Origin of the sequence: Dermabacter sp. HMSC06F07, from assembly GCF_001807345.1 — a bacterium.
In the GTDB taxonomy this organism is placed as follows: Bacteria; Actinomycetota; Actinomycetes; order Actinomycetales; family Dermabacteraceae; genus Dermabacter; species Dermabacter hominis.
This window is the reverse complement of the sequence record NZ_KV788588.1, coordinates 329052-352564: the sequence shown is the minus strand read 5'-3', so window position 1 is coordinate 352564 and position 23513 is coordinate 329052. Positions and strand designations below refer to the sequence as shown.

Here is a 23513-nt window from a genome sequence, read left to right as displayed (position 1 = left end):
TGCTCCATGACTGAGACAGCATCAATTTTTCATGACCTGAAACAGTTCGTTGCCGAGCCGCGCTTTTCGGGCCTGGCGCTTTCTCCCGCAGGGGACCGCCTCATTGCGGTACGCACCGAACTCAATCAGAAGAAAAACGCGTACGTGAGTGCTCTGTGGGAGCTTCCGTGCGGCGGAGGTGACACCCGAAAGCCACGCCGTCTCACGCGCGGCCTCGAAGGGGAGGCCCTCGCGGGCATCACCAATGAGGGCGACATTCTCTTCACGGCAAAGCGCGACACGGGCGATGACGACAGCGAACAGCGCCTCTTTCTTCTTCCGAGCGGCGGGGGAGAGGCCCGCGTCGTCGCGAAGCGGCACTCGGGCTTTGGTGGTCTTAGCGTTGCGCGCGAAAGCGGTCGCATCGCGCTCGTGAGCGGGGTGCATCCTCACGCGAAGGACGCCGAAGACGACGCTCGCATCGCGAAAGAGCGCGAAGACAAGAAGTTTACGGGCATCCTCCACACCGGCTATCCCGTGCGGGCATGGGATCACGACCTTGGCCCTACCGTGAGCCAGATCTTCGTTGCCGAGCCGCTCGATACCGAGGACGGCGACGCCGAGCTCGAGCTTCGCCAGCTCACCCACTTTGCCCCTCATGAACGGGTCTCGGGTGCCCAGATTAGTTCCGACGGTCGCTTCATTTACGCGACGCTGAATCGCACGGTGCGCGGGATCAACTCTTTCAGTACCGTGGTGAAGATCGACGTTGAGTCGGGATCCGTCACGACACTTGCCGAAGAAGACGGCGCCCATCACATGCTCGAAGCGGTGAGCCCCGCGGGGGATTACCTCCTCCTCGCCCGTGAGCAGGCCGTGAGCCGAACGGTGCCGCTGAAGCTCGAGTATTCGATCTACAACCTTGAAACCGGCGAGCGCACAGCTACGGCGACGAATTTCTCCGACTGGATTGGCTGCGTCGCGATCACGCCTTGCGGCAAGAGCATCTACTTTACGGCCGACCATGAGGGTCGCGGCGGAATCTTCCGTCTCGATGTCGATAAGGGAACGGTTGAGCTTCTCACCGAGGGAAATTTCCACTACGACGCCGTCGCGCTCGCCGAGCGCGACGGGAGCCTCGTCGCCCTTCAAGATGCAATCGATCAGCCTCCGCTTCCCGTGCGGCTCGATCCCGACACACGCGAGGTGAGCCGCATCGATGCTGCGCTTGAGGCCCCGGCGGTTCCGGGCGACCTCACCGAGTTCAGCATCGAGGCAGAAGACGGCACGAGCGTGCGCTCGTGGCTGTGCGTGCCGAAAAACGCGAGTGAAACAAACCCTGCGCCGCTTCTTTTGTGGATTCACGGTGGCCCCTTCGGCTCGTGGAACAGCTGGAGTTGGCGCTGGAACCCGTGGACGGCCGTCGCCCGTGGCTACGCAGTGCTTCTTCCCGATCCCGCCATCTCAACCGGGTACGGCCAGCAGATGATCGACCGCGGTTGGGATCAGCTTGGTGGGAGCCCGTTCGACGACATCATGCGAGCCACCAAAGCCGCGCTTGAACGCCCCGAAATCGATGAGACGAAGAAGGCTGCGCTTGGCGGATCCTACGGCGGCTACATGGCGAATTGGGTGGCGGGCCATACGGGAGACTTCTTCGACTGCATCGTCACGCATGCGTCCCTGTGGAACATCGACCAGTTCCGCCACACGACCGACGCTGGCCAGCACTGGGGAGCCCACCTCGATGATGCTCATGTGGCCGATTACAACCCCGCTGATTCAGTGGGGGAGATTGTCGCGCCCATGCTCGTGATCCACGGCGATAAGGATTACCGTGTTCCGATCGGAGAGGGTCTGCGTCTCTGGTACGAGCTGCTTGAGGCCTCGGGCAAGAGCCCGGAGGAGAACCCTCACAGGTTCCTCTACTTCCCGAATGAGAACCACTGGGTGCTGACGCCGAACAATGCATTCACGTGGTACTCGACTGTCCTCGCGTTCGTGGACCGCCACGTCAAAGGGGTAGAGACCGACTACCCAGACCTGCTCGGTTAGAGCGAGACCCGCTGCGCGGCTCGACGGTTCCTAGGGTGCCGTCGGGCCGCGTTTTTCCTGCTGCAAGCGGAGCGATTCAACCAACACTCGCCGCTGCGTAACCGTGCGTTTACCGGACGGGACAAAGATGGGGGTGCGTGAAATTTTCCCCGGCGCGCGTGAACGATCCCGCATCTCTTAGAAAGTCAAAGACGTGAAGCGTACCTCCTCAATCTTCGCGGCAAGTGCCCTCGTGTGCTCGCTCGGCCTCGGCCTTGCTATCCCCGCTCTCGCCGAGGGTGACGAGAACGTCGAAAGCCCCTTCGCACGCACCGCGACTTACCCGGTGTATATGAATGCCCCCGAGGGGGTTGATGCCGCGGATGAAACCGTCGCCGAAATTTCGACCGTGAGTGAAGACGGCAACACCCTCATCTACACCGATGCGGCGGGCAAGCGCATCGGTTTCCTCGACATCAGCGACCCCCATAACCCCAAGGGAGCCGGCAGCGTATCCCTGGCCGAACTCGGCCACGCCGACGACCAGCCGACCTCGGTTGCTGTCGCCAGGGAATACGTGCTCGTGGTGATCGACGAGACGGGAGGGAACTTCACGCAGCCGAAGGGACGCGTCGACGTACTCAAGGTCAGCACGCGAGAAAAGGTCGCCTCGATCGACCTCGAAGGCCAGCCCGACTCGATCGCTATCAACAAGGATGGCTCGATTGCCGCAATTGCGATCGAGAACCAGCGCGATGAAGAACGCAAGGACGTCGAGGGCGGTTTGCCGCAAATGCCCACCGGTTTCGTGCAAACACTCAAGCTTGATGGCGACCCCTCGACCTGGACGACCGTCCCTGTGCGCTTCACAGACAGCAACGGTGAGGTTCTCGACATCGTGAAGAAGGCCGGCCTCAACACGCCCGAGGACCTCGAGCCCGAGTACGTGTCGATCAACTCGAAGAACGAGCTCGCCGTCACGCTCCAGGAAAACAACGGCGTCGCGATTATCGATCTCAACACGAACGAGATCACGAGCGTGTTCACCGCCGGCACGGTGAACCTCGACGGCATCGACACGAAGAAGGACGGCGATATCCAGCCGACCGGGCAGCTCCGCGACATTCCACGCGAGCCCGACGCCATTGCGTGGATCGATGACGAGCACGTTGCCACCGCGAACGAAGGCGACTGGAAGGGCGGCTCGCGAGGCTGGACCGTCTTCGACACCAAGGGCACCGTCGTGTGGGATGCCGGCAATTCGATCGAGGAAATCGCAAACAAGTACGGTCTGCACAACGAAAACCGCGCCGGCAAAAAGGGGCCCGAAATTGAAGGGCTCGCCGTGGCTGAAATCGAAGGCGTGCGCTACGCCTTCGTTGCTTCCGAGCGTTCCAACTTCGTTGCCGTCTACAACGTGGAGAACCCGGCCGCACCCACCTTCGAGCAGTTGCTGTTCACAACGAACGGCCCCGAAGGAATTCTGCCGATCCCCGGCCGCAATCTTCTCGCCGTCTCGAGCGAAACCGACGACGCTTCCGCTCGCGTGCGCAGCGCCGTGAACCTGTACAAGCTCGGTGCCGATGCCCCCGAAACCGCTCAGCCGAGCATTGTCTCTGCGAAATCCGAAGACGGCCACGCGGTTCCGTGGACGGCGCTCGGTTCCCTTGCCGCGAGCAAGTCCGACGCCTCCACGCTTTACGCAGCGTCCGACGCGGCACTTGATGTCGCCTACGTCTACACGATCGATGCCTCGAAAGAACCTGCTCTCATCACCGAGCGGCGCGCCGTCAAGCGCGATGGCGCAGTTGCCGAAGGCCTCGACATCGAGGGACTCAGCCCGCGCGACGACGGCGGCTTTTGGCTCGCGTCCGAAGGCAAGAGCGGTGCTGAGAACCGCCTCGTGCGCACCGATGCCGACCTCAACATCCAGGAAGAAATCGCACTTCCCGAGGACGTTTCCGCGCACATTGGCAAGTGGGGGCTCGAAGGCATCGACGCACGCATCAACGAGAAGGGCGAAGAAGAGGTCTTCGTCGCGATCCAACGTCCGCTGTGGAAAGACGCGAGTGCGAAGCCTCTCGAGGCCCAGGAGGGAAACGTCGCACGCATCGGTCGCTACAACACCACGACCAAAGCATGGAACTGGTACACGGTCGAGCTCGCCGCGACCGACACGAAGGGCGACTGGATGGGCCTTTCTGAGCTCACCATCGTCGGCGACACACTCGTGCTCATCGAACGCGATAAGCTCAACGGCCCCGACGCCGAGGTGAAGCAGCTCGTTCAGGTATCGCTTCCCAGCGAAGACGAAGTCGCAGCCGCGAACGGCGTGCCGATCGCGCTCGATAAGGGCAAGGTCCTCGATGTTCTGCCGAAGCTGCGTGCAACCAACGGCTGGACCCAGGAAAAGCTCGAAGGCTTCACCGTCGCAAAGGACGGCTCGATGTACGCCGTCACCGATAACGACGGCCTCGATGACGCAACTGGCGAGACGCTCTTCCTCCGCCTCGGCAAGGTCGGTGACGCCTTCGATGTCGCCTCCGATGAAGGCACGCAGCCGTCGGAAGACCGCCCTGCCGATCCCGCCGATGACGAAACAGGTGAGGATGAGGGCGCGGGTGAAGCACCTGAGAAGCCTGCCCCCGCGCCTGCCGATGGGCCGTCGAACTCGGTCGAAGCGCCAGCGAAGACACCGGCGAAGGCTGATGAACCCACTCGCCTGACAAGTCAAGGAAAGAAGAAGAGCCACGTGCCGCTTCCGCGTACAGGCGTTGAAGGCAGCGCCTACCTCGTGACCGCGCTCGGAGCTCTCGTGCTGCTCGGCGTTGGCGGAACGCTCGTCGCTCGCTCCGTACGCAAGCGCTAAGCGGTCTTTCCCGCGAACACGAGGGCCGGCGATCTCCCCGGGGAGGCCGCCGGCCCTTTCACGGCTCAGAACGCGGGCGTTACTGCTGCGCCGCCTGTCGAATGAGCGTATTGACCATCTCGAAACTCTTCTCAAAGGCGTTAAGCGGCAAAAACTCGAACACCGAGTGGAAATTATGCGCGCCCGTAAAGAAGTTCGGTGTGAATATTCCCTGACGCGAAAGCCACGAACCGTCCGTGCCGCCGCGCATCGACAGGTGGATCGGCTCAATGCCGAGCTGTGCCAATGCCTTCACAATATTGTCGGTTGCGACCGCGTTCTCTTCTGTTTTCGCATCCTCGATGTTTCCGTACACGTCCTCAATGTCGACGGTGACCTTCGCGCGAGGATGCGCTTGCGCCACGCGCGCCGCAATATCGCGGATACGCTGCTTCTTTTCTTCGTAGCCCGCACGGTCGTGGTCCCGCACAGCGATACCGATGTGCGCCGTGGTCTGATTCCCCTCAATCGCGTTCACCCAAATGTAGGACTCGCGGCCCTCCGTGCACTCCGGGGTCTCCCGCCGATCGAACTGCGCAATGATGTCGTGCGCGATCAAAATGGGGTTGACCATGTTCCCCTTCGAGTTCATGGGGTGAGCGGAAACACCAACGATGTCGATTCTTACGCTCGCCGCGTTGAAGGTCGACTCCACAACCTCCCCAAGCTCGCACGAATCGAGCGTGAACGCGTACTCGACTGGGAAGCGCGCGAGGTCCATCGTCCGCACGCCCCGCAAGCCAATCTCCTCGTCCGGCACGAAGCTCAGGTACACGTCGCCGTGAGGGACCGTCGGATCCTGCAGCAGACGCACCGCTGCCTCCATGACTGACGTGACCCCCGCCTTATCGTCCGCGCCGAGAACGCTCGTACCGTCCGTCACGAGGATTTTTTCTCCCTTGTAACGGGCGATCTCGGGGTGCTCACTCTCGCGCATCCAGACGTCGTTTGCCTCATTGAGGCACACGTCCCCGCCGTCGTACTCGATCACGCGGGCTTTTACCTCAGGGGAAAGATTCACATCGACCGTGTCGAGGTGGGTGCAAAAACCAATCGCGGGGGCCGCGGCATCACCGGGAAGGTTCGAGGGAACCTTCGCGGTGAGCACACATGTGTCGCTGAGGTGAATCGCCTCGGCCCCTGCCTCCTCGAGTTCGCTCTCGAGCAAACGCGCAAGCTCCCACTGCCCCTCACTTGTGGGAACGGCTGTCGAAGAGGCATCGGACTGGCTCGAAATCGCCGAGTACCGCAGGAAACGCTCGGCGAGGGCATCTTGGATTGACTTTGCTGTCATCGCCGGTTCTTTCGTACGAGTCGGGGTCAGCCTCGGACGGCCTCCGCGACCTTAATGATTTCCTCCATCGACGCCTCGCGAGACTGCACTGAAAACACGGTGTCGGGGAGGTCCTTGGGCCATACCCAACACATGAAGCCTCCGCGGCCATCGGGATGCGGCGCGCACACACCGCGGTCGAAAATCTTCTCACCTTCGATTCCCCACGAGGGATTTTCCGCAGTGGCTTTGCCGTCGGCGATGTCGGTGAGGAGGATCGAAATGGTGTTTTCGCCTCGCGCGTAGATGGGCCTTGTGCCGATGTGGGCGAGATCCCACTCACCGACGGTGTCGGGAAGGCGGGCGTTTATGGTGTCGTCGGTGTTATCTCCCGTGTTCGTTGACGGACGGCCCTGCGTCGGCTGAGGGACGCCAGGCGTTGGGGAGGCAGGTGGGTGTGAGGTTTCATCGGCCGACGCCGACGGGCTAAACGATGACGTCGACGTACTAGACGTTGGTGCCGGCGGGTTTGCGGCTTTGGGCATACCGATGATGATCGCGGCGACCGCGACCATGATCCCTGTTACACCTGCGGCGATGAGGCAGCCGCAGGCCGCAAAAGTAATCGCCAGCGGCGATCGTGTCCGATTCTGCAGGTTGTGCGGGCCAGCCATGGTTTCCCCCTTATCTTTACGCGCGCTTCGTGGGGCTACTTGCCCTCGATCACAGCTTTCGAAACGCGAACCATTTCCTCCATATCGGAGTACTTCGACGTCATGTAATACGCGGTGTTTCCCGTTGCGCGCGGAAAAATAAGGCAGGTGATCGCCTCGGGGTTGTGGGCATTTAGGCCGCAGCTGCCGCGCTCAAACACCTGTTCACCCTCACGGCCCTGCGAGGGGTTCGATGGATCCTCGGAAAGGCTGACCACCAAGAAGCTGATCCGACGATCCCCGTCCTTATAGATCTTGTCCCCACCAACATCCTTGAGGACCCAGTTTTCGATCTTCTCCGGCAGTGCCGAGTGCAGTGCCGCCTTCGCCTCTTCAGCAGACTTCGGGGTCGGTGCGGAGGGCGTGTTGGTCGTTGGTGGTGCGACAGGCGTCGGCGATTCAGTTTCGTCGGGCGGGGAAGTGGGGCCCTCGGAGGTGGGGTCAGAGGGTGCCGGTGACGGCGACGTTTGAGTCGTCGTGGGTGCAGCTGGAGGCTCTTCTTTCGAGCCGTTCCACAATAGAAATGCAACGACTGCCACCACCGCAAGAATGAGGAAGAGGGCCGCTGCCGCGATACACGACCAGATGACGACTGCTCGCCTTCCCGACGACTTTTCGGGCCCAAGTGGCGGTTGCGGGTAGCCCTGCGTTTGCTGGGGTGGTTGCTGTGTTGACATCGCCTTCCCTTTCAACCCGCGTGGCGCCGCTTGAACGAAGCCGGAAAACGTCGGTTACGTCACAGACTACCCGGGTAACTGGTTATTAGGCCACAGCACGGTTCGAATAGCTAGAGGCTTGCATTTCTCTTCGCCACGAAAGGGGGTGTCACTTGCGGCTGTGGTCTTTGCATCCCGCCTACCTTGATCGGATGGCACTCGTCGCCTGCTGGCGTGAGGCACTCTTGGCGCAAAAGGTGCTCGCGGGCCTCACTAAGGGGTACACGAAGCATCCCCAACTCGAACGTTTTCGAGAGAGCGCCGATCCCCAAGGGAGCATCGGGGCATTCCTTTTAGGGATCGCACGTGAGGCAGATTCCCGTGGATACTCGTTTGATCATTCGAAAATTCACGCGCCCGGGCAACTCGACGGCTCTCTGTCGGTTACTACCGGGCAGCTAACGTTTGAAGCCGAACACTTACGAAGGAAGGTGCGAGAACGCGAACCAGGCTGGCAAGGGGTCCCGCCCGAGGGGGCTGTGCTTGAGCCCCATCCCCTTTTTCGCGTGAGGGAAGGACACCTTGAATCGTGGGAGAGGCCGTGAATACACCGGAGCTTGACGCTCGTGCGCGTCGAATAATACTCATCGTCGCAATCCTGAACCTTGCCGGCTGCCTCGGCGAGGCGATACTCGCCTTCACGATCGGCTCCGCCTCTCTGCTTGCCGATGCGGCAGACTTTCTCGAGGATTTCCTCATCAACTCCCTCGTTCTCCTCGCCCTCGCATGGCCGCTGGAGAGCAGACGGAAAGCCTCCTACGCGCTCGCAGGACTCATCCTTATTCCGGCGGGCGCTGCGTTCGCGATGGCGATTCACAAGCTCCTCACGGGACTGCCGCCGGAACCGTTTGCGCTTTCCGGAACAGCCCTTGCAGCGCTCGTGATTAACGCTTGCTGTGCCGTGCTCCTCGTGCGCCTGCGCGCGGGTCACAACGCGCTCGTGCGCGGCGCATGGCTCGCCGCCCGCAACGATGTGCTCGCGAACGTCCTCATCATTGCGGCAGGCGTTCTCACCCTCGTGTGGCCTTCGGTTCTCCCCGACGTCGCCGTGGGCATCGTCATTGGGCTCGTCAATCTCGGTGCGGCAAAAGAGGTGTTCGAGCAGGCCCGAGCGGAGGAGCCGGAGCTGGAGGCTTAGGGCGCTCGTTGGCGTCACGGAATGATTGATCGGACCCTTGAGAGCTGGGGGATCGCCCGCTAACGCGAGAGTTTCTGGGCCGTCTTTCGAAGATTGTGCGTGAGATACGGTTCGATTACGCGCTGGCCGAGACCAGGTACGAGGGCGAGGGCCGAAAACGCCTTCGGTAGCACCACGACCCGTGAGCGACGCTCGATGTTTTTGACGATCGCGGCAACGACGTCCTCGCGTTTGATTGGGGTGAAGAGCCCGCCGAAGTTACCGCTTGCGCGATTCAGGAGCGGAGAGGTGGTGAGCGCGTCCCCGAGAGCAGATTCGAAGAACGAGGGGTGAATGGTTCCGACGCTCACTCCGCTTCCATCGAGCTCAAGCCTGAGTGAATTAGCGAGCGCGAGCACTCCGGCCTTCGAGGCTGAATATGCGGACATCTCCGGCATGTGAATGAACGAGGCGAGGGACGCAATGATACACACGTGCCCCTTCGCTTCGCGAATATAGGGGAGCGTGGCCTTAATGGTGCGCCATACCCCGTTGAGGTTGGTGTCAACGTCATCCACGAAGCCTGTCGCCGAGTAGTCCTCGACCAGTTCAGTCGTCACCATGCCTGCGCCGGCGACGAGGATATCGATGCCGCCAAAATGGTCGGCGGCGCTCTTCGCCGCAGCCTCGACCGAGGCGAGGTTGCGCACGTTCATCTCGATCGCGAGAGCCTTCTCAGGGCCACCGAGCTCGCGGGCGAGAGTCTCGAGCTTGTCGGTGTTGCGGCCCAGGAGAGCGAGCCGAACTCCGCGGGCGCTGAGGGCCCGGGCGGCGTCGGAACCAAGTGCGCCGGACGCGCCCGTCACGAAGGCGACTTTGCCGCGCAGCCCTTCCGGGGAGAGATATGTGCTCATGGTGCCTTTGCCTCTCACGCGAGCTTCTCGAGCCGCCACGCCTGAAGGAGCGTTGCGAACTGAGGGGGAGTGATCGCACCCTTACCTGCGATTCGCGCCTCGACTCGAGCGTTGGCGGCGGTGATGTTCTGCTCGGCGGTCGCGCTCGGGAACGCCTGGGCGTACTTCGGCGGGGTCATGGGCGCCTCCTTCTCGGTTGGGGTGATGCCTCCACTCTACCGGTCGCGTCATACCCTCCTTTATGCCCCCAATGTGCTAGGTGCGGTTGCGATAGGTGCGCAAGAGGGTGTGGCATGATTGTGGTGAGCGGGTAAGCAAAAGGAGACGAATCGATGGCGATCGAGGTCAAGGCCACGCGAAGCGGACGAGAGTGGGATGCGACCCTCTCTATAGGCGGCGAGAGCATCCGAGTCGGTGCTCGTACGTTCGCGCAGATCAGGCCCCTCGTGCAGCGCGCTCTCGCGGACGCCGGTCACACCGGGCGAGAGGTGCGCGTGGTAACCGAGTACGACGACGCCAAACGCGGAGCCGACCACGCAAGCGCAGAAGCGGAGGCAGCGGCAAAAATGGCCTCGGAAATCCGCCGTTCGATCATCAGAAAAATGCGAGCCGACGGCCTTAGTCAGGACGACATCGGCGCGATCCTCGGGATCTCGAGGCAACGCGTCTCTCAGCTGAGCAGCTGACGCCCCACGCAAAAAGGGCGTCACCCGACCCCGAGGACCTGCACAGGATTAACTGCGCGACTGCATTCGAACGGTAGGGGCGTGAAGAGTCTCGCCTCTTTACCAGCGATTGGACTTCTTTGCGCCGCGGTCCTCGAATCGCTTGCCCTTGCGGGTCTTGAATTTTCCGCCCTTCTTTGGACCCTGATCGACCTGAATACGCATCGGCTTGCCACCCACGCGCGCGCGGCCAATGCGCGCGAGCGCTGCCTCGTCGACGCCATCGCGAAGCTCGACGAGCGAGAACGAGGGGAAGAGATCGATCTTGCCAACATCCTGACCATTGAGTCCGCCCTCGCCGGCGATTGCTCCAACGATTGCCTGCGGGCGCACGCCATTATTCTTACCGACTGCGATGCGGTAGGTCGTGAAGCCAGCACTCGAGCGGCGTGAGCGCTTCTCGCCGCGGTTGCGATCTCCCCGATCGCCACGATCTTTGCGATCGCCGCGATCGCCCTTGGCTCCCTTATCGCGGAAGCTTGCACCCGTGAACTCATCATCGCTCGCGCGTGGGCCGTCGTCGCCGACCGTCATCGCACCGAGCGCCGCTGCTACCTGTTCAATCGAGACATTGTTTTCGCTCAAGAACTCGTTGAGGAGGTCGTAGTAGAGGTTGAGGCGTCCCTTCTCGAGACGCGCGGGTACCTCACTCAGCACCTTTTTCATCTTGTGGCGCGAGACGTCGAGCGGTGAGGGGATCTGCACTTCCTCAAGTTCCTGACGAGTCGTGCGCTCGATGTTGCGTAGCTTTCGCTTTTCGTGAGGTGCGACGAAAGTAATCGCCTGCCCGGTGCGGCCAGCGCGGCCGGTGCGGCCAATGCGGTGGACGTATGCCTCGGGTTCCGAGGGAATGTCAAAATTGACCACGAGGCCGATGCGTTCGACGTCTAGACCTCGGGCTGCAACGTCGGTCGCGACGAGGACCGTGAGTGAACCGTCGCGCAGGCGCTCGACGATACGCTCGCGCTCCTTTTGTGGGACGTCGCCCGAGATGGTCGCAGCCACGATGCCGCGAGCAATGAGCGCCGTTCCTACTTCTTCAGCCGCGCTACGCGTGCGCACAAACACGATCGTGGCATCGGCATCCGTCGTCTCAACGATGCGGGTGAGGGCGCCCGTCTTGTGGCGGAACGGCACGACCGCGTACTTCTGGTCGACGCTCGTGACGGTTGTCGACTGTCGGGCGACGGCGACGCTGACCGCATCGGGCATGTGCTCCTCCGCAACGCGCTTAATCGCGGGAGGCATGGTTGCGCTGAAAAGTGCCATGCGCTTCTGCTTCGGGGCGAAACCGAGGATTTCGTCGACGTCCTCGGCAAAGCCCATGCGGAGCATTTCATCGGCCTCGTCCAGCACGAGTGTCGAGAGGTCGTCAAGCACGATATTGCCGCGCTTGAGATGGTCGATGACGCGCCCGGGCGTGCCGACAATGACATGGGCGCCGCGCTCGAGCGCTCTTTCCTGTGGGCCGTACGGGGCGCCGCCATACACGCTCACGACGTTCACCCCATCGAGCTTCGCGGCGAACGACTGGATTGCATCGGCCACCTGCATGGCGAGTTCTCGCGTTGGGGCAAGAACGAGTCCCTGGGTAGAGCGGTTCGAAGCTCGGATTTCAGCGAGCAGCGGCAGACCAAACGCGGCGGTTTTACCCGTACCGGTCTGGGCGACGCCGAGGACGCTTCGCCCTTCGAGCAGTGCGGGAATGGCGCGCTCTTGGATGGGGGAGGGATGCGTGAACCCAAGGTCGTGGACGGCCGCGAGAAGCTCCGGCGGAAGGCCGAGTTCATCGAAGCGCATGCGCTCGTCGTTGGCTGGTTCTTCGGGGGTGTCTGTATCCGTGCCGCCGTCTGCGGCGTCTGTACCGGCCTGCGCCATGCCATCCATCTCGAGCGCTTCCGCGATTTCTTCGCGGTTTTCCAGGGCAATTTCCGTGTCGTTGTGGTTGTCGGTCGTCATCATTCGGGTCCTTCCGGGCCATCACACACGCCCGCCCCGGAATACGCACGTGAACACTTTCGGGCCGCTCATCGGCCCCTCATTCTGTCGAGCACGTCCCCGCGGGAATCCCGCACAAAAAAATGCGCCGTCCGGATCGGCGCTAAGTCCTCATCGCGCCCACATGGCGCTCACACGTGCTGGAACCAGCTTACGGAAAACAGGGGCGCAAGGGGAGGGGGAAGGGCGCGACAATGGTCACCTCCGCAAGATTTCTCTACTGGCCTCGCGCATCGTTCGTGTGGCTTTTGGCCCCATTTCTCTTGCATCACCTCTTGCTCTTGCTGCTCGCCCATTGCTTTCCCCCGCTCGCCCTCGCCCCCCACTTGGGCTCCAACCCCTCTCGTCCCTGGGGCCGCCTCGTTCCTATCGCCCCAGAAGATTCGGTGAAAGTGGTGAAAAATCGCCGCCTCACGATGCTTATCAGGTCCTTTACGCCAAAAATCACCACTTTCGTTGCGGGAGCGGCGTGGAACGGAGACAGGGGCGACCCAAGGAGCGAGGAGAGACGGGCAGGGGGAGTGCCGCCGGAGGGCAGGAGAGACGGGCAGGGGAGTTGAGAGTGCAGTTAGAGGGGAGGAGAGACGGAAGAAGGGGGCAAGGGGGTGCGGCTGGAGGGGAGGAAGAATGGGAGAGATGGGCTGGGGGAGTTGGAGTTCGCTGGAGGGGAGGAGACACCGGAGGAAGGGGCAAAGTGTCGGGCAGGGGTAGACGACAAAGAGATTTGGGGCAGGTCCGACGGTTGCGCGGCAACCGTCGGACTGCACTCGCTAGCCGTGCGCGCTAAACTGGTGCGGATTGCGGCTGATCGCCGAGCGCACCGCACCCGTACGGTGCCCGCGCATGCATGCGCCGCACACGACCGACCACCCCGAAGTCAAAGGAATCTTCATGCTTCGCACCCACCGCGCCGGTGATCTGAGGGCAGATCACATCGGCCAGGACGTCACTCTCGCCGGCTGGATTGGAAGGCGCCGTGACCACGGCGGTGTGGCCTTCCTCGATCTGCGTGACGCCTCGGGGGTGTCGCAGGTCGTTGTTCGCGAGGAAGACGCGCACCACCTGCGAAACGAGTTCGTGCTCAAGGTCACGGGAAAGGTCGAGCGCCGACCCGAAGGCAACGAAAACCCGGCCCTTCCCACGGGCGACATCGAGGTCATCGCCTCCGAGGTTGAGGTGCTCAACCCCGCCGCTGCGCTTCCGTTCCAGCTCGATGAGCACAGTGAGGTGGGCGAGGAAGCTCGCTTGCGCTACCGCTACCTCGACATGCGCCGTGCGGAAACGGCATATGCGTTGCGCCTGCGCTCGAAAGTCAATCAGGCCGCGCGCGAGGTGCTCCTCAACGAAGACTTCGTCGAGATCGAAACGCCAACCCTTACCCGCTCGACCCCCGAGGGGGCGCGCGACTTCCTCGTGCCGGCACGTCTCGCTCCCGGATCGTGGTACGCACTTCCGCAGTCTCCGCAGCTTTTCAAGCAGCTGCTCATGGTGGGCGGCATGGAGCGCTACTTCCAGCTCGCTCGCTGCTACCGCGACGAAGACTTCCGCGCCGACCGTCAGCCCGAGTTCACGCAGCTTGACGTCGAAATGAGCTTCGCCGATCAGGAAGACGTGATCGCGCTTGCCGAGAAGATTCTCGTGAACGTGTGGAAGCAAATCGGCTACGACATTGAAACGCCGATCAAGCGCATCACCTACCGCGAATCGATGGCCCGCTACGGCTCCGATAAGCCAGACCTCCGTTTCGATCTCGAGATCACCGAGATGACCGAGTTCTTCAAGGACACGCCGTTCCGCGTGTTCCAGGCGCCGTACGTTGGCGCGATCGTCATGAAAGGCGGCGCCTCGCAGCCTCGCCGTACCCTCGATGCGTGGCAGGAGTTCGCGAAGCAGCGCGGCGCAAAGGGCCTCGCTTACGTCCTCTTCCAGGAGGATGGTTCGCTCGGCGGCCCCGTTGCCAAGAACCTCTCCGACGAGGAGAAGGCCGGCCTCGCCGACAAGGTCGGCGCGAGCGCTGGCGACTGCGTGTTCTTCGCAGCCGGCGAGGCCAAGAGCTCGCGCGCCCTTCTTGGCGCCGTGCGCAACGAGATTGGCGACCGCCTCGGGCTGATCAACCCCGACGAGTTCGCTTTCGTGTGGGTCGTGGATGCGCCCATGTTCGAGCCCGCCGGCGACGCCGAAGCGGCCGGCGACGTCGCGGTTGGTCACGGCGAATGGACCGCCGTTCACCACGCCTTCACGTCCCCGAAGCCTGAGTTCCTTGACACGTTTGACACCGACCCTGGCTCGGCGCTCAGCTACGGCTACGACATCGTATGCAACGGCAACGAGATTGGCGGCGGCTCGATTCGTATCCACCAGGCCGACGTGCAGCAGCGCGTCTTCGCACTGATGGGCATCAGCGAAGAAGAAGCGCAGGAGAAGTTCGGCTTCCTCCTCGAGGCGTTCAAGTTCGGTGCGCCGCCCCACGGCGGCATCGCGTTCGGCTGGGATCGCATCGTGTCGATCCTCGCGAAGACCGACTCGATCCGCGATGTCATCGCCTTCCCGAAGACCGGTAACGGTTACGACCCGCTGACGGCAGCCCCGGCGCCCATCACGCCGCAGCAGCGTAAAGAGGCAGGCGTTGACTTCAAGCCGGAGAAGAAGGCAAAAGCTAAGGACTCGGCAAAGGCCGAGCAGCCGTCGGACAACGCCAAGTAACCCGGCCCTGCACAAAGCCCCCGGTTACCGAACGACATGTTCGGGCCGGGGGCTTTCGCGTGGGCGAAGAAAATTTATGGACGGGGGTCCTCGCCGTGTTTGATCTGCGGTTTGGGCATGCGCCACGGGCGGATGTTCGTTGAACGAAGGAGCCCGTACGACACCATTCCCGCCGGGACCACGCCGAACCGTTCCATGAGTGCCTTGCGGATTTTGCGCCGCACGAGGAACGTATCGATCACCACGACGATGATGCCTGCCCACAGCACGGCGAGGAACACAATCGAAACGACCTGGAACTTTACCGGGTCGATGAGCTGCATCACGAAGGGGAACAGCATCGCGATCAGGGCGAGTGGCAAGAAATACTCGGCGACGTTATGGCGCGAGTCGACGACGTCACGCACGAGTCGGCGATCGGCACCACGGTGCTGTACGGGGTAGTGCGCCTCATCGCCGGTGAGGAGAGCCTGGTGCTCGCGATTGGCCGCCGCGCGGTCCTTCTGCTTAGAACGGCGCTTCGCCTCCTTGCGATCCTTCGGAACGAGCGGCGTGCGGCGCGCAGCCTGGGCGTCCTTACGCGAGCGGGTCGGGCGCCCCTTCTTCGGGGTCGTCGCAGAATGCTCGGCTGGGGCAGGGCTGGCGGAGTTAGCGGAAGTCGTGTCGGTATTCACCCATCCAATTCTAGACTCCCGGCGCCCGGACACGCACAGTAGGCACGGGGTTTCGTGAGGAATTCCGACGGTTGCAGGGATACGGTGGAGCAAAGACCATTAACGCGCCAGCGGCGCGGAAGGAGAAGAGGAATGTCGCTCAGCGTCGACGCCATCAATGAGAAGGTCAAAGCCCTTCAACCGCAAGCACTCGAGGACCTCACGGCACTCGTCGCGATTCCCTCAATCGCTTTTGACGGTTACGACCAGTCGCACGTGAGGGCTAGTGCCGAAAAGGTAGCCGCGCTCCTCAAGGACGCCGGTATGCCCGAGGTGAACATCGAGTCCGTCGAGGGCGGCGCGCCGGCCGTTCTCGCGCGACGTCCCGCGAAGCCAGGTAAGCCGACGGTCATGCTGTACGCCCACCACGACGTGCAGCCCGTCGGCGATGAAGCCGAATGGACGACTCCGCCGTTTGAAGCGACCGAGCGCAACGGCCGCCTGTACGGCCGCGGCGCTGCCGACGACAAGGCCGGCGTTATGGCCCACGTGACCGCCCTGCGTGCGCTCAAGGACGAGCTCGAAGAATCCGGCGTCGGCATCGTCGTGTTTGTGGAAGGTGAAGAGGAATACGGAAGTGAGACCTTCCGCCCATTCCTCGAAAAGCACCAGGACATCATGCGCAGCGACATCATCGTCGTCGCCGACTCCTCGAACTGGGCCGTTGGCCGCCCTGCCCTCACGACGAGCCTTCGCGGCGTTGTTGCCTTCGAGCTTGACGTTCAAGTTCTCGACTACTCCGTGCACTCGGGCATGTTCGGTGGGCCCGTGATCGATGCTCTTACCCAGCTCTCGCGCGTCCTCACGACCTTCCACAACGACGACGGCACGATCGCCGTCGACGGTCTTCACGTGGCCGATGCCCCCGAAGTTGACATGGACGAAGCGGACTTCCGCCGCGACGCCGGTGTCCCCGAAGGACTGCCGCTCGCCGGCGACGGATCGATCACCTCGCGTCTGTGGACGAAGCCCGCGATCTCGGTCATCGGCATCGACGCACCGGCCGTGCAGCAAGCCTCGAACACGCTCGTATCGAAGGCTCGCGCGAAGGTCAGCGTGCGCATCGCGCCTGGCGAAGACCCCGCACACGCCACCGAGGTTCTTAAAAAGCACGTTGAAGCCCACACGCCGGCCGCCGCGAAGGTCACGTTCACGCCCGTCGATGCAGGCAAACCATTCCTTGCGCCCGCGAGCAGCGCGGGAATGGATCTGGCTCGCCGCGCGTTTCATGACTCGTGGGGCGTCGAACCCGTCGATACGGGCCTCGGTGGCTCGATCCCCTTCATCTCCGATCTTCTCGAGCTGTTCCCGAAAGCGGATGTGCTCGTGACCGGTGTTGAAGACCCGGATTCGCGCGCCCACGGCGTCGACGAGTCGCTCCACCTCGGCGACTTCGAACGCGTCTGCGTCGCTGAAGCACTCATCCTGCTCGGCGCCGCCGAGCTCGAACCGAAAGAAACCGCGTAGGCTTTGACGCACACGTGACATACCGGACCACCACGGAGGACCAATGACCGACACCGCAACTAAAGCTGTTCCCGCACACGGTGTGACCCTCACCGAGGTTGCATCCGACAAGGTGAAACAGCTTCTCGCGCAAGAAGGTCGCGATGACCTGCGCCTTCGTATCGCCGTTCAGCCTGGCGGCTGCTCGGGGCTCATCTATCAGCTCTACTTCGATGAACGTCTCCTTGAGGGCGATGCGACCGTTGACTTCAACGGCGTCGAGGTCGTTGTCGACAAGAATTCGATCCCGTTCCTGTCGGGAGCAACGATCGACTTCTCCGACACCATCGAGAAGCAGGGCTTCACGATCGACAACCCCAATGCGTCGAGCTCGTGCGCATGCGGAGACTCCTTCGCCTAAACGCGCTCGTTCGTTCAGTTCGCGAGTGGGCTGCCGCGCACGCGGTGGCCCACTCGCGCGTTAATCGGGCATCCGTCGGACCCAAAACCTCGCGCTGGACCTGCTTGCCCGTCCCGAGCGGCCCAAACGTGACTGAGCAAACCCCACGGAATCTGCAAAAAGCGACGGTGAAGGCAACATTTGGTGGCAAGTCGCGTATGATGACTAAGGACTCTCGTCCCGATTAGTGTGCACACCCCGTGCCACACCGGGAGCGAGGTAGCCAGAAACAACCGCACAATCGAGAGCGAATCTCCCCACAACCGATTCGCCACGCGATACATGGAAGGTCAGCCTGTGATCCCCCAAACCCCGGCACGCAGCCGCCGAATGCCGAAGGCCATCGCCGCCTTTGCCCTGACGGCGCTTGCTCTCGTGGGCTGCACGGAAGAGCAGCAGCGAGGATTCCTCCCCGGTGACACCACTCACCAGATCACGAACCAGACAGACCGCATCATCACAATGTGGACCGGTTCGTGGATTACCCTCCTCGCCGTCGGCCTTCTCGTGTGGGGCTTGATCTTCTGGTGCGCCATCGCCTACCGCCGCAAGAAGGGCGACAAGGGCTTCCCCGTCCAGCTGCGCTATCACGTTCCGATCGAGCTGACGTTCACGCTCATTCCGGTCATCATGATCATGACCCTCTTCTACTTCACGCAGCGTGATATCTCCGAGATCGAACGTCTCGAACCGAACCCGGATGTCACCGTCAACGTCGTTGCGAAGCAGTGGAGCTGGGACTTCAACTACGTTGACGCAGATGTCCACGAAGATCCAGGCGTCCAGTCGTTCCGCACAGGTGAAGAAGGCGCCGCTGAAGACCTCCCCACTCTTTACCTTCCCGTTGGCGAAACCGTTGAGTTCCAGCTCGACTCGCGCGACGTCATCCACTCGTTCTGGGTCGTGGACTTCCTCTACAAGAAAGACATGTTCCCCGGTCACACCACCGCCTTCCAGGTGACCCCGCAGATCGAAGGCACCTACGCCGGCAAATGCGCCGAGCTGTGCGGTGAGTTCCACTCCGACATGCTCTTTAACGTCAAGGTTGTCTCCAAGCAAGAGTTCGAAGCGCACATGGAAGAGCTGCGCGCGAAGGGGAACACGGGTCAGCTGTCGAACGACCTCAACCGCCTCCAAAAGTCCTGGAACATGAAGGACGATTCCGACCGCCGCATCGAAAACCGTCGTGAGGATGCCAAAAAGTGAGCACTACAACCGCAGAGACCACGAGCCGCTTCACCCCGGCCACGCCTGAGACGAAGAAGGGCAACCAGCTCTTCAAGCTGCTCACCACGACCGATCACAAGACGATCGGCATCATGTACATGGCTACCGCCTTTTTCTTCTTCTGCTTCGGTGGCGTGCTCGCACTGCTCATTCGTGCCGAACTGTGGGAGCCAGGCCTGCAGGTGGTCGTGTCCAAGGGGCAGTACAACCAGCTCTTCACGATGCACGGCACGATCATGCTCCTCATGTTCGGCACACCGCTCTTTGCCGGCTTCGCAAACTACCTTTTGCCGCTTCAAATCGGTGCAGTCGACATGGCGTTCCCGCGCCTGAACATGTTCTCGTACTGGCTCACCGGATTCGGCTCACTCATTGCCTGCGCCGGATTCCTTACACCGCAGGGTGCGGCCTCCTTCGGCTGGTTCGCCTACGCGCCGCTTTCCGACACAACCTTTACTCCGGGGCTCGGCGGCGACCTGTGGGCCTTCGGGTTGTGCATGCAGGGCTTCGGCACCATCCTCGGTGCGGTCAACTTCATCACGACCATCATCACAATGCGCATGCCCGGCATGACCATGTTCCGCATGCCGATCTTCACGTGGAACGTCCTCATCACGTCGATCCTCATCCTCATGGTCTTCCCGCCGCTCGCAGCCGCGCTTTTCGCCCTCGGCGCTGACCGCGTGCTCGACGCCAATGTCTTTGACCCTGCCAACGGCGGGCCAATCCTCTGGCAGCACCTCTTCTGGTTCTTTGGCCACCCCGAGGTTTACGTTCTCGCACTGCCGTTCTTCGGTATCGCCTCTGAAATCATCCCCGTCTTCAGCCGCAAGCCCATCTTCGGCTACAAGACCCTCGTCTATGCGACGATCTCGATCGCTGCCCTCTCCGTGACCGTGTGGGCGCACCACATGTTCACAACCGGCGCAGTGATGCTCGACTTCTTCGCCTTCATGACCATGATGATCGCGGTTCCCACAGGCGTGAAGTTCTTCAACTGGGTCGGCACCATGTGGCGCGGTTCCCTCACCTTTGAATCGCCAATGTTGTTCACGCTCGGCTTCATGACCACCTTCCTCTTTGGTGGCCTCACCGGCGTCATCCTCTCCACCCCTGTTCTCGATTTCCACCTGAGCGACACCTACTTCGTCGTCGCACACTTCCACTACGTCATCTTCGGCACGGTGGCCTTCGAAATGTTTGCGGGCTTCTACTTCTGGTGGCCCAAGATGTTCGGCTACAAGCTCCGCGAAGACCTCGCAAAGGTGCACTTCTGGCTCCTACTCGTCGGCTTCCACATGACCTTCCTCATCCAGCACTTCATGGGTGTCGAGGGTGCTCCGCGCCGTTACATGAACTACCTCTCCGAGGACGGTTTCCAGTGGATGAACCAGTTCTCCACGATCGGTGCCTTCATTCTCGGTGCCTCGACTCTTCCGTTCTTCCTCAACGTGATCCTCACCCACATGAAGGGCGAGAAGGTCACCGTGAACGACCCCTGGGGCTACGGCGCTTCCCTCGAGTGGGCAACCTCGTGCCCGCCGCCGCGCCATAACTTCGTCGAGCTGCCGCGCATCCGCTCCGAACGTCCGGCCTTCGACCAGAAGTTCCCGGAAGTCGCCGCGATCGACCAGGTCCACGTCAACCGCGACGAGACAGCCCTCGTTAGCGCCCACGGAGGTAAGTAAGAATGCGCACCAACGTCATCATCTTCGCCCTCATCGGCTGCTTCGTGACCGTCGTCGGCGTTGTTTATACCCTCCTCACCCTCAACGTCGATCCCGGCGGCATCGAGTGGGTCGGTGTTCCCGCACTCTTTGCTCTCGCAGCAATGTGCTGGATGATCGCCATCTACGTATGGATGAGCGAGCGCCGCTTCGGTGGCGGTGCCCAAGACGACGACAACGCCGAAGTCCACGAAGAAGCTGGCCACAAGGGCGTCTTCGCTCCCTACAGCTGGGCGCCCCTCGTGTGTGCGGTCGGTGCTTCCCTCGCGTTTGGCGGTTTCCCAATCGCTTACTGGATCACCGCGCTCGGAATCGTGATCGGCATGATCGGCGTCATCATGTGGGTTATGGCCTACTCGGTGGGGCACAACAGCCACTGAAAATTCAGGTACATGACCGCGTTCCGCGGGGCAGCCTGAAGACATAGAACCCACGCTGTCGAATGCCCGGCAGGCTCTAAGAGAGTCCGCCGGGCATTCGCACATTCAATGAAAGGGAACGGGACTACCCGTACGCGCTAAACGCGCGGGCGCAGGACAGCTATGAGAATGCGGCTGACGGCTCCAGGTAGCCGTCGGCTCCCGCTCCGTGCGCTGAGAGCCGTGCTGCGGGCGTGCAGCGGCAAGGCTCTCGGCAGTACTGAAATTTTGGAAAGCCCCGCTTGTGAAGCACGACCGGATTCCCGGAGAAACCGAGTTTTGAAGTGCTAATGAACGAACTCCCGGAAAACGGCCGTCTCCAAGGAGGGCAGTCCTGGATAGCCGACGATTGCGCAGCGTGACACCGCTAGCTATTCACGCCATGAGGCCGATGAGGTGTACTCGCACCGGCGCCGTATCTAGGTCGGTTCGCATGTTCCAAGCAGCGGTCGATTCTTCGCCACGCAGTCGATGGAGCCAAACTCCGGGGAGCGGCGCTGACGAAGCCCGCCAGCACTGGCGGTTGGTTGTGCCGTGGCTATAGGACTCGGCGTTGCGTCGGGAGTGCAGGCAGGGTTCCGCCTCCCGGGGGCCGTACGGATTCACGTCGTGCGCGATCGGTTTCGGTCGATGCGAAGTAAAAATTGGGTCCGTGCCGAGGGAGATAGTTGCAATGTCCTTGTTTTCGAGGGGGTGAGGAAACATGCCCTCCTGCGGGGAGCGCGCACAGAAGTGGGGGCCTGCCCGAGCCGAAGCTCAGTGGCAAACCCCCACAACCTCTATGGAATTCGGGAAGGGTGCTCGATCAGCTGCCGACGAGAGCCTTGATCTTATGCTCCTCGTGGCCCGAGTGCTCGAGCGCCTCGCGAAGCTCCGCAGGCGTCGCAGGCTCCACACGGTCCTTGAAGAAGAAGCTCGAGGCCTTTGCCCGAAGCGACGAGACGCCCTCGCCCTTCTTGAGCGGGCGGTGGTTGTCGTAGCTCACGAGAACCCAGCGATCATACTCGCTGAGAGGCTCGTGGATCTCGAGCGTTTCACCGTTCTCCATGCGCACAACCTTGCCGGTTTCAACGCCGTGGAGGGCGATCTGCTTCTTGTGCTTCTGGATTGAGAGGCACACGCGCTTCGTCACGATGAACGAGATGACCGGGATCGCGAAGATGCCGATGCGGAAGAACCACGTGAGGTTGTTCAGCGACATGTGGAAGGCGACGGCCATGAGGTCGTTCGCGCCGGCAAGCATCGAGACGACGTAGGCAGAAATCCAGGCGACACCGAAGCCCGTGCGCACGGGCGTGTTGTACGGAAGGTCGAGAACGTGGTGTTCGCGGTCGTCGCCGGTGACCCACTGTTCAATGAACGGATACAGCGCGAGGCTGCCGAACATGATGCCCGGGAAAAACATGCCGGGAATGATGATGTTGAGCGAGATTGGGTAGCCGAAGATGGTGGGCTCCCAGCCCGGCATGAGGCGCAGCGAGCCTTCGAGGAACAGCATGTACCAGTCGGGCTGTGAACCAGCCGACACGGGGGAGGGGTCGTAAGGACCGTAGTTCCAGACCGGGTTCATGGCGACGGTGGCGCCCACGAGGGTGAGTACACCGAACACGATGAAGAAGAAGCCGCCGGCTTTTGCCGTGTAAACGGGGAAGAGCGGGTAGCCGACCACGTTGCGATCGGTGCGGCCCGGGCCGGGGTACTGCGTGTGCTTGTGCATCACGAGGAAGAACATGTGCAGCGCGATGAGCGCGAGGATCGCACCGGGGATGAGGAGGATGTGGACGGTGAAAAGCCGCGGGATGATGTCGTGGCCCGGGAATTCACCGCCAAACATGAGCATCGAGCCGTAGGTGCCGAGGATCGGAATGGCCTTCATGACACCGTCGGCAATACGCAAACCGTTGCCCGAGAGGACGTCGTCGGGAAGCGAGTACCCGGAGAAGCCAGCGAGCATCGCGAGCACCATGAGGCCGAAGCCGATGAGCCAGTTGAGCTCACGCGGCTTGCGGAAAGCACCCGTGAAGAAGACGCGGAACATGTGCACGAAGATCGCCACCATGAACGTGAGCGCTGCCCAGTGGTGGATCTGCCTGAAGAGGAGGCCACCCCACACGTCGAATGACAGGTGCAGCGTCGAGTTGAACGCTGCTGACATGTGCGCTCCCTGGAGCGCCGAGTAAGAGCCTTCGTAGACGACTTCATTCATCGAGGGAACGAAGAACATCGTGAGGAAGATGCCCGAGATTACGAGAACAACGAAGCTATAGAGCGCGACTTCGCCGAACATGAACGACCAGTGGTCGGGGAAAATCTTCCGTGCGAAACCTTTGACGATGTTGGCGCCGCTCGTACGCTCATCGAGCCAGCTAGCGCCTACCGAGCCGAGCTTGAAGGCCTTCGAGTTGCGGTCGAGGCCGGTGGTCTGGGTGTCACTCATGAGG

General features: G+C 62.0%; 19 protein-coding genes. 11 read left to right on the top strand and 8 right to left on the bottom strand.

The features are described from left to right. Positions 1 to 6 precede the first annotated feature (6 nt). Both HMPREF3157_RS08670 and HMPREF3157_RS08665 read left to right on the top strand, forming a co-directional pair. Positions 7 to 2034: a S9 family peptidase gene (locus HMPREF3157_RS08670; protein WP_070436117.1), complete on the top strand. Its 2028-nt coding sequence runs from the start codon at positions 7 to 9 to the stop codon at positions 2032 to 2034. A 193-nt stretch (positions 2035 to 2227) separates the two neighbouring features. After that, on the top strand, positions 2228 to 4882 hold the full coding sequence (locus HMPREF3157_RS08665) for an esterase-like activity of phytase family protein (RefSeq protein ID WP_070436116.1): 2655 nt from the start codon (positions 2228 to 2230) through the stop codon (positions 4880 to 4882). A gap of 79 nt (positions 4883 to 4961) precedes the next feature. Here HMPREF3157_RS08665 and pepT read toward each other — a convergent pair whose 3' ends face one another. Genes pepT through HMPREF3157_RS08650 form a run of 3 tightly spaced genes read right to left on the bottom strand, consistent with a single transcriptional unit; the run spans position 4962 to position 7584 of the window. Beyond that, positions 4962 to 6215 (bottom strand): peptidase T, encoded by a 1254-nt coding sequence (gene pepT, locus HMPREF3157_RS08660; RefSeq protein ID WP_070436115.1) that lies wholly within the window; start codon positions 6213 to 6215, stop codon positions 4962 to 4964. 26 nt (positions 6216 to 6241) lie between these two features. Beyond that, complete coding sequence (locus tag HMPREF3157_RS08655) at positions 6242 to 6868, bottom strand: hypothetical protein (RefSeq protein ID WP_141740665.1); 627 nt, start codon at positions 6866 to 6868, stop codon at positions 6242 to 6244. Between the two features lie 35 nt (positions 6869 to 6903). Then, positions 6904 to 7584: a hypothetical protein gene (locus HMPREF3157_RS08650; RefSeq protein ID WP_070436113.1), complete on the bottom strand. Its 681-nt coding sequence runs from the start codon at positions 7582 to 7584 to the stop codon at positions 6904 to 6906. A gap of 152 nt (positions 7585 to 7736) precedes the next feature. Here HMPREF3157_RS08650 and HMPREF3157_RS10825 point away from each other — a divergent pair, with 152 nt between their 5' ends. Beyond that, entirely contained in the window at positions 7737 to 8168 is a 432-nt protein-coding gene (locus tag HMPREF3157_RS10825; RefSeq protein ID WP_070436112.1) for a pyrimidine dimer DNA glycosylase/endonuclease V, read from the top strand. Further along, complete coding sequence (locus tag HMPREF3157_RS08640) at positions 8165 to 8761, top strand: cation diffusion facilitator family transporter (RefSeq protein WP_246816563.1); 597 nt, start codon at positions 8165 to 8167, stop codon at positions 8759 to 8761. Before HMPREF3157_RS10825 ends, HMPREF3157_RS08640 begins: the two co-directional genes overlap by 4 nt. Before the next feature lie 59 nt (positions 8762 to 8820). Here the strand turns inward: HMPREF3157_RS08640 and HMPREF3157_RS08635 are convergent, their stop codons facing one another. Both HMPREF3157_RS08635 and HMPREF3157_RS10560 read right to left on the bottom strand, forming a co-directional pair. Beyond that, positions 8821 to 9654, bottom strand: coding sequence for an SDR family NAD(P)-dependent oxidoreductase (locus HMPREF3157_RS08635; protein ID WP_070436110.1), 834 nt, complete (start codon positions 9652 to 9654; stop codon positions 8821 to 8823). Between the two features lie 14 nt (positions 9655 to 9668). Then, positions 9669 to 9833 carry a hypothetical protein gene (locus tag HMPREF3157_RS10560; protein ID WP_016664704.1) on the bottom strand — a complete coding sequence of 55 codons (165 nt, stop codon included), beginning with the start codon at positions 9831 to 9833 and terminating at the stop codon, positions 9669 to 9671. Positions 9834 to 9986: 153 nt separating this feature from the next. On the opposite strand from HMPREF3157_RS10560, the gene HMPREF3157_RS08630 reads away from it, so the two are divergent. Further along, entirely contained in the window at positions 9987 to 10340 is a 354-nt protein-coding gene (locus HMPREF3157_RS08630) for a sigma factor-like helix-turn-helix DNA-binding protein (RefSeq protein WP_070436109.1), read from the top strand. Positions 10341 to 10439: 99 nt separating this feature from the next. Here the strand turns inward: HMPREF3157_RS08630 and HMPREF3157_RS08625 are convergent, their stop codons facing one another. Then, the gene (locus HMPREF3157_RS08625) at positions 10440 to 12338 is read right to left on the bottom strand and encodes a DEAD/DEAH box helicase (RefSeq protein ID WP_070436275.1); all 1899 of its coding nucleotides are present in this window, start codon (positions 12336 to 12338) and stop codon (positions 10440 to 10442) included. A 930-nt stretch (positions 12339 to 13268) separates the two neighbouring features. On the opposite strand from HMPREF3157_RS08625, the gene aspS reads away from it, so the two are divergent. Further along, positions 13269 to 15080 carry an aspartate--tRNA ligase gene (gene aspS, locus HMPREF3157_RS08615; RefSeq protein WP_070436108.1) on the top strand — a complete coding sequence of 604 codons (1812 nt, stop codon included), beginning with the start codon at positions 13269 to 13271 and terminating at the stop codon, positions 15078 to 15080. 74 nt (positions 15081 to 15154) lie between these two features. On the opposite strand, the gene HMPREF3157_RS08610 is transcribed toward aspS, so the two are convergent. Then, the gene (locus tag HMPREF3157_RS08610; RefSeq protein ID WP_016664698.1) at positions 15155 to 15754 is read right to left on the bottom strand and encodes a DUF3043 domain-containing protein; all 600 of its coding nucleotides are present in this window, start codon (positions 15752 to 15754) and stop codon (positions 15155 to 15157) included. A 132-nt stretch (positions 15755 to 15886) separates the two neighbouring features. Between HMPREF3157_RS08610 and HMPREF3157_RS08605 the strand changes: the two genes are divergently transcribed. The 5 genes from HMPREF3157_RS08605 (at position 15887) to HMPREF3157_RS08585 (ending at position 21033) form a co-directional block, all read left to right on the top strand. After that, on the top strand, positions 15887 to 17260 hold the full coding sequence (locus HMPREF3157_RS08605; RefSeq protein ID WP_070436107.1) for a dipeptidase: 1374 nt from the start codon (positions 15887 to 15889) through the stop codon (positions 17258 to 17260). Positions 17261 to 17303: 43 nt separating this feature from the next. Further along, a complete protein-coding gene (locus HMPREF3157_RS08600; RefSeq protein ID WP_016664696.1) occupies positions 17304 to 17660 on the top strand; it encodes a HesB/IscA family protein in 357 nt (118 codons plus the stop codon). 336 nt (positions 17661 to 17996) lie between these two features. Continuing rightward, a complete protein-coding gene (coxB, locus tag HMPREF3157_RS08595; protein WP_070436106.1) occupies positions 17997 to 18905 on the top strand; it encodes an aa3-type cytochrome oxidase subunit II in 909 nt (302 codons plus the stop codon). Then, positions 18902 to 20614 carry an aa3-type cytochrome oxidase subunit I gene (ctaD, locus tag HMPREF3157_RS08590; RefSeq protein WP_070436105.1) on the top strand — a complete coding sequence of 571 codons (1713 nt, stop codon included), beginning with the start codon at positions 18902 to 18904 and terminating at the stop codon, positions 20612 to 20614. Before coxB ends, ctaD begins: the two co-directional genes overlap by 4 nt. A 2-nt stretch (positions 20615 to 20616) precedes the next feature. Continuing rightward, positions 20617 to 21033 (top strand): aa3-type cytochrome oxidase subunit IV, encoded by a 417-nt coding sequence (locus tag HMPREF3157_RS08585; RefSeq protein ID WP_016664693.1) that lies wholly within the window; start codon positions 20617 to 20619, stop codon positions 21031 to 21033. Between the two features lie 844 nt (positions 21034 to 21877). Here the strand turns inward: HMPREF3157_RS08585 and HMPREF3157_RS08580 are convergent. Continuing rightward, entirely contained in the window at positions 21878 to 23509 is a 1632-nt protein-coding gene (locus tag HMPREF3157_RS08580) for a cytochrome bc1 complex cytochrome b subunit (protein ID WP_070436104.1), read from the bottom strand. Positions 23510 to 23513: the final 4 nt, after the last annotated feature.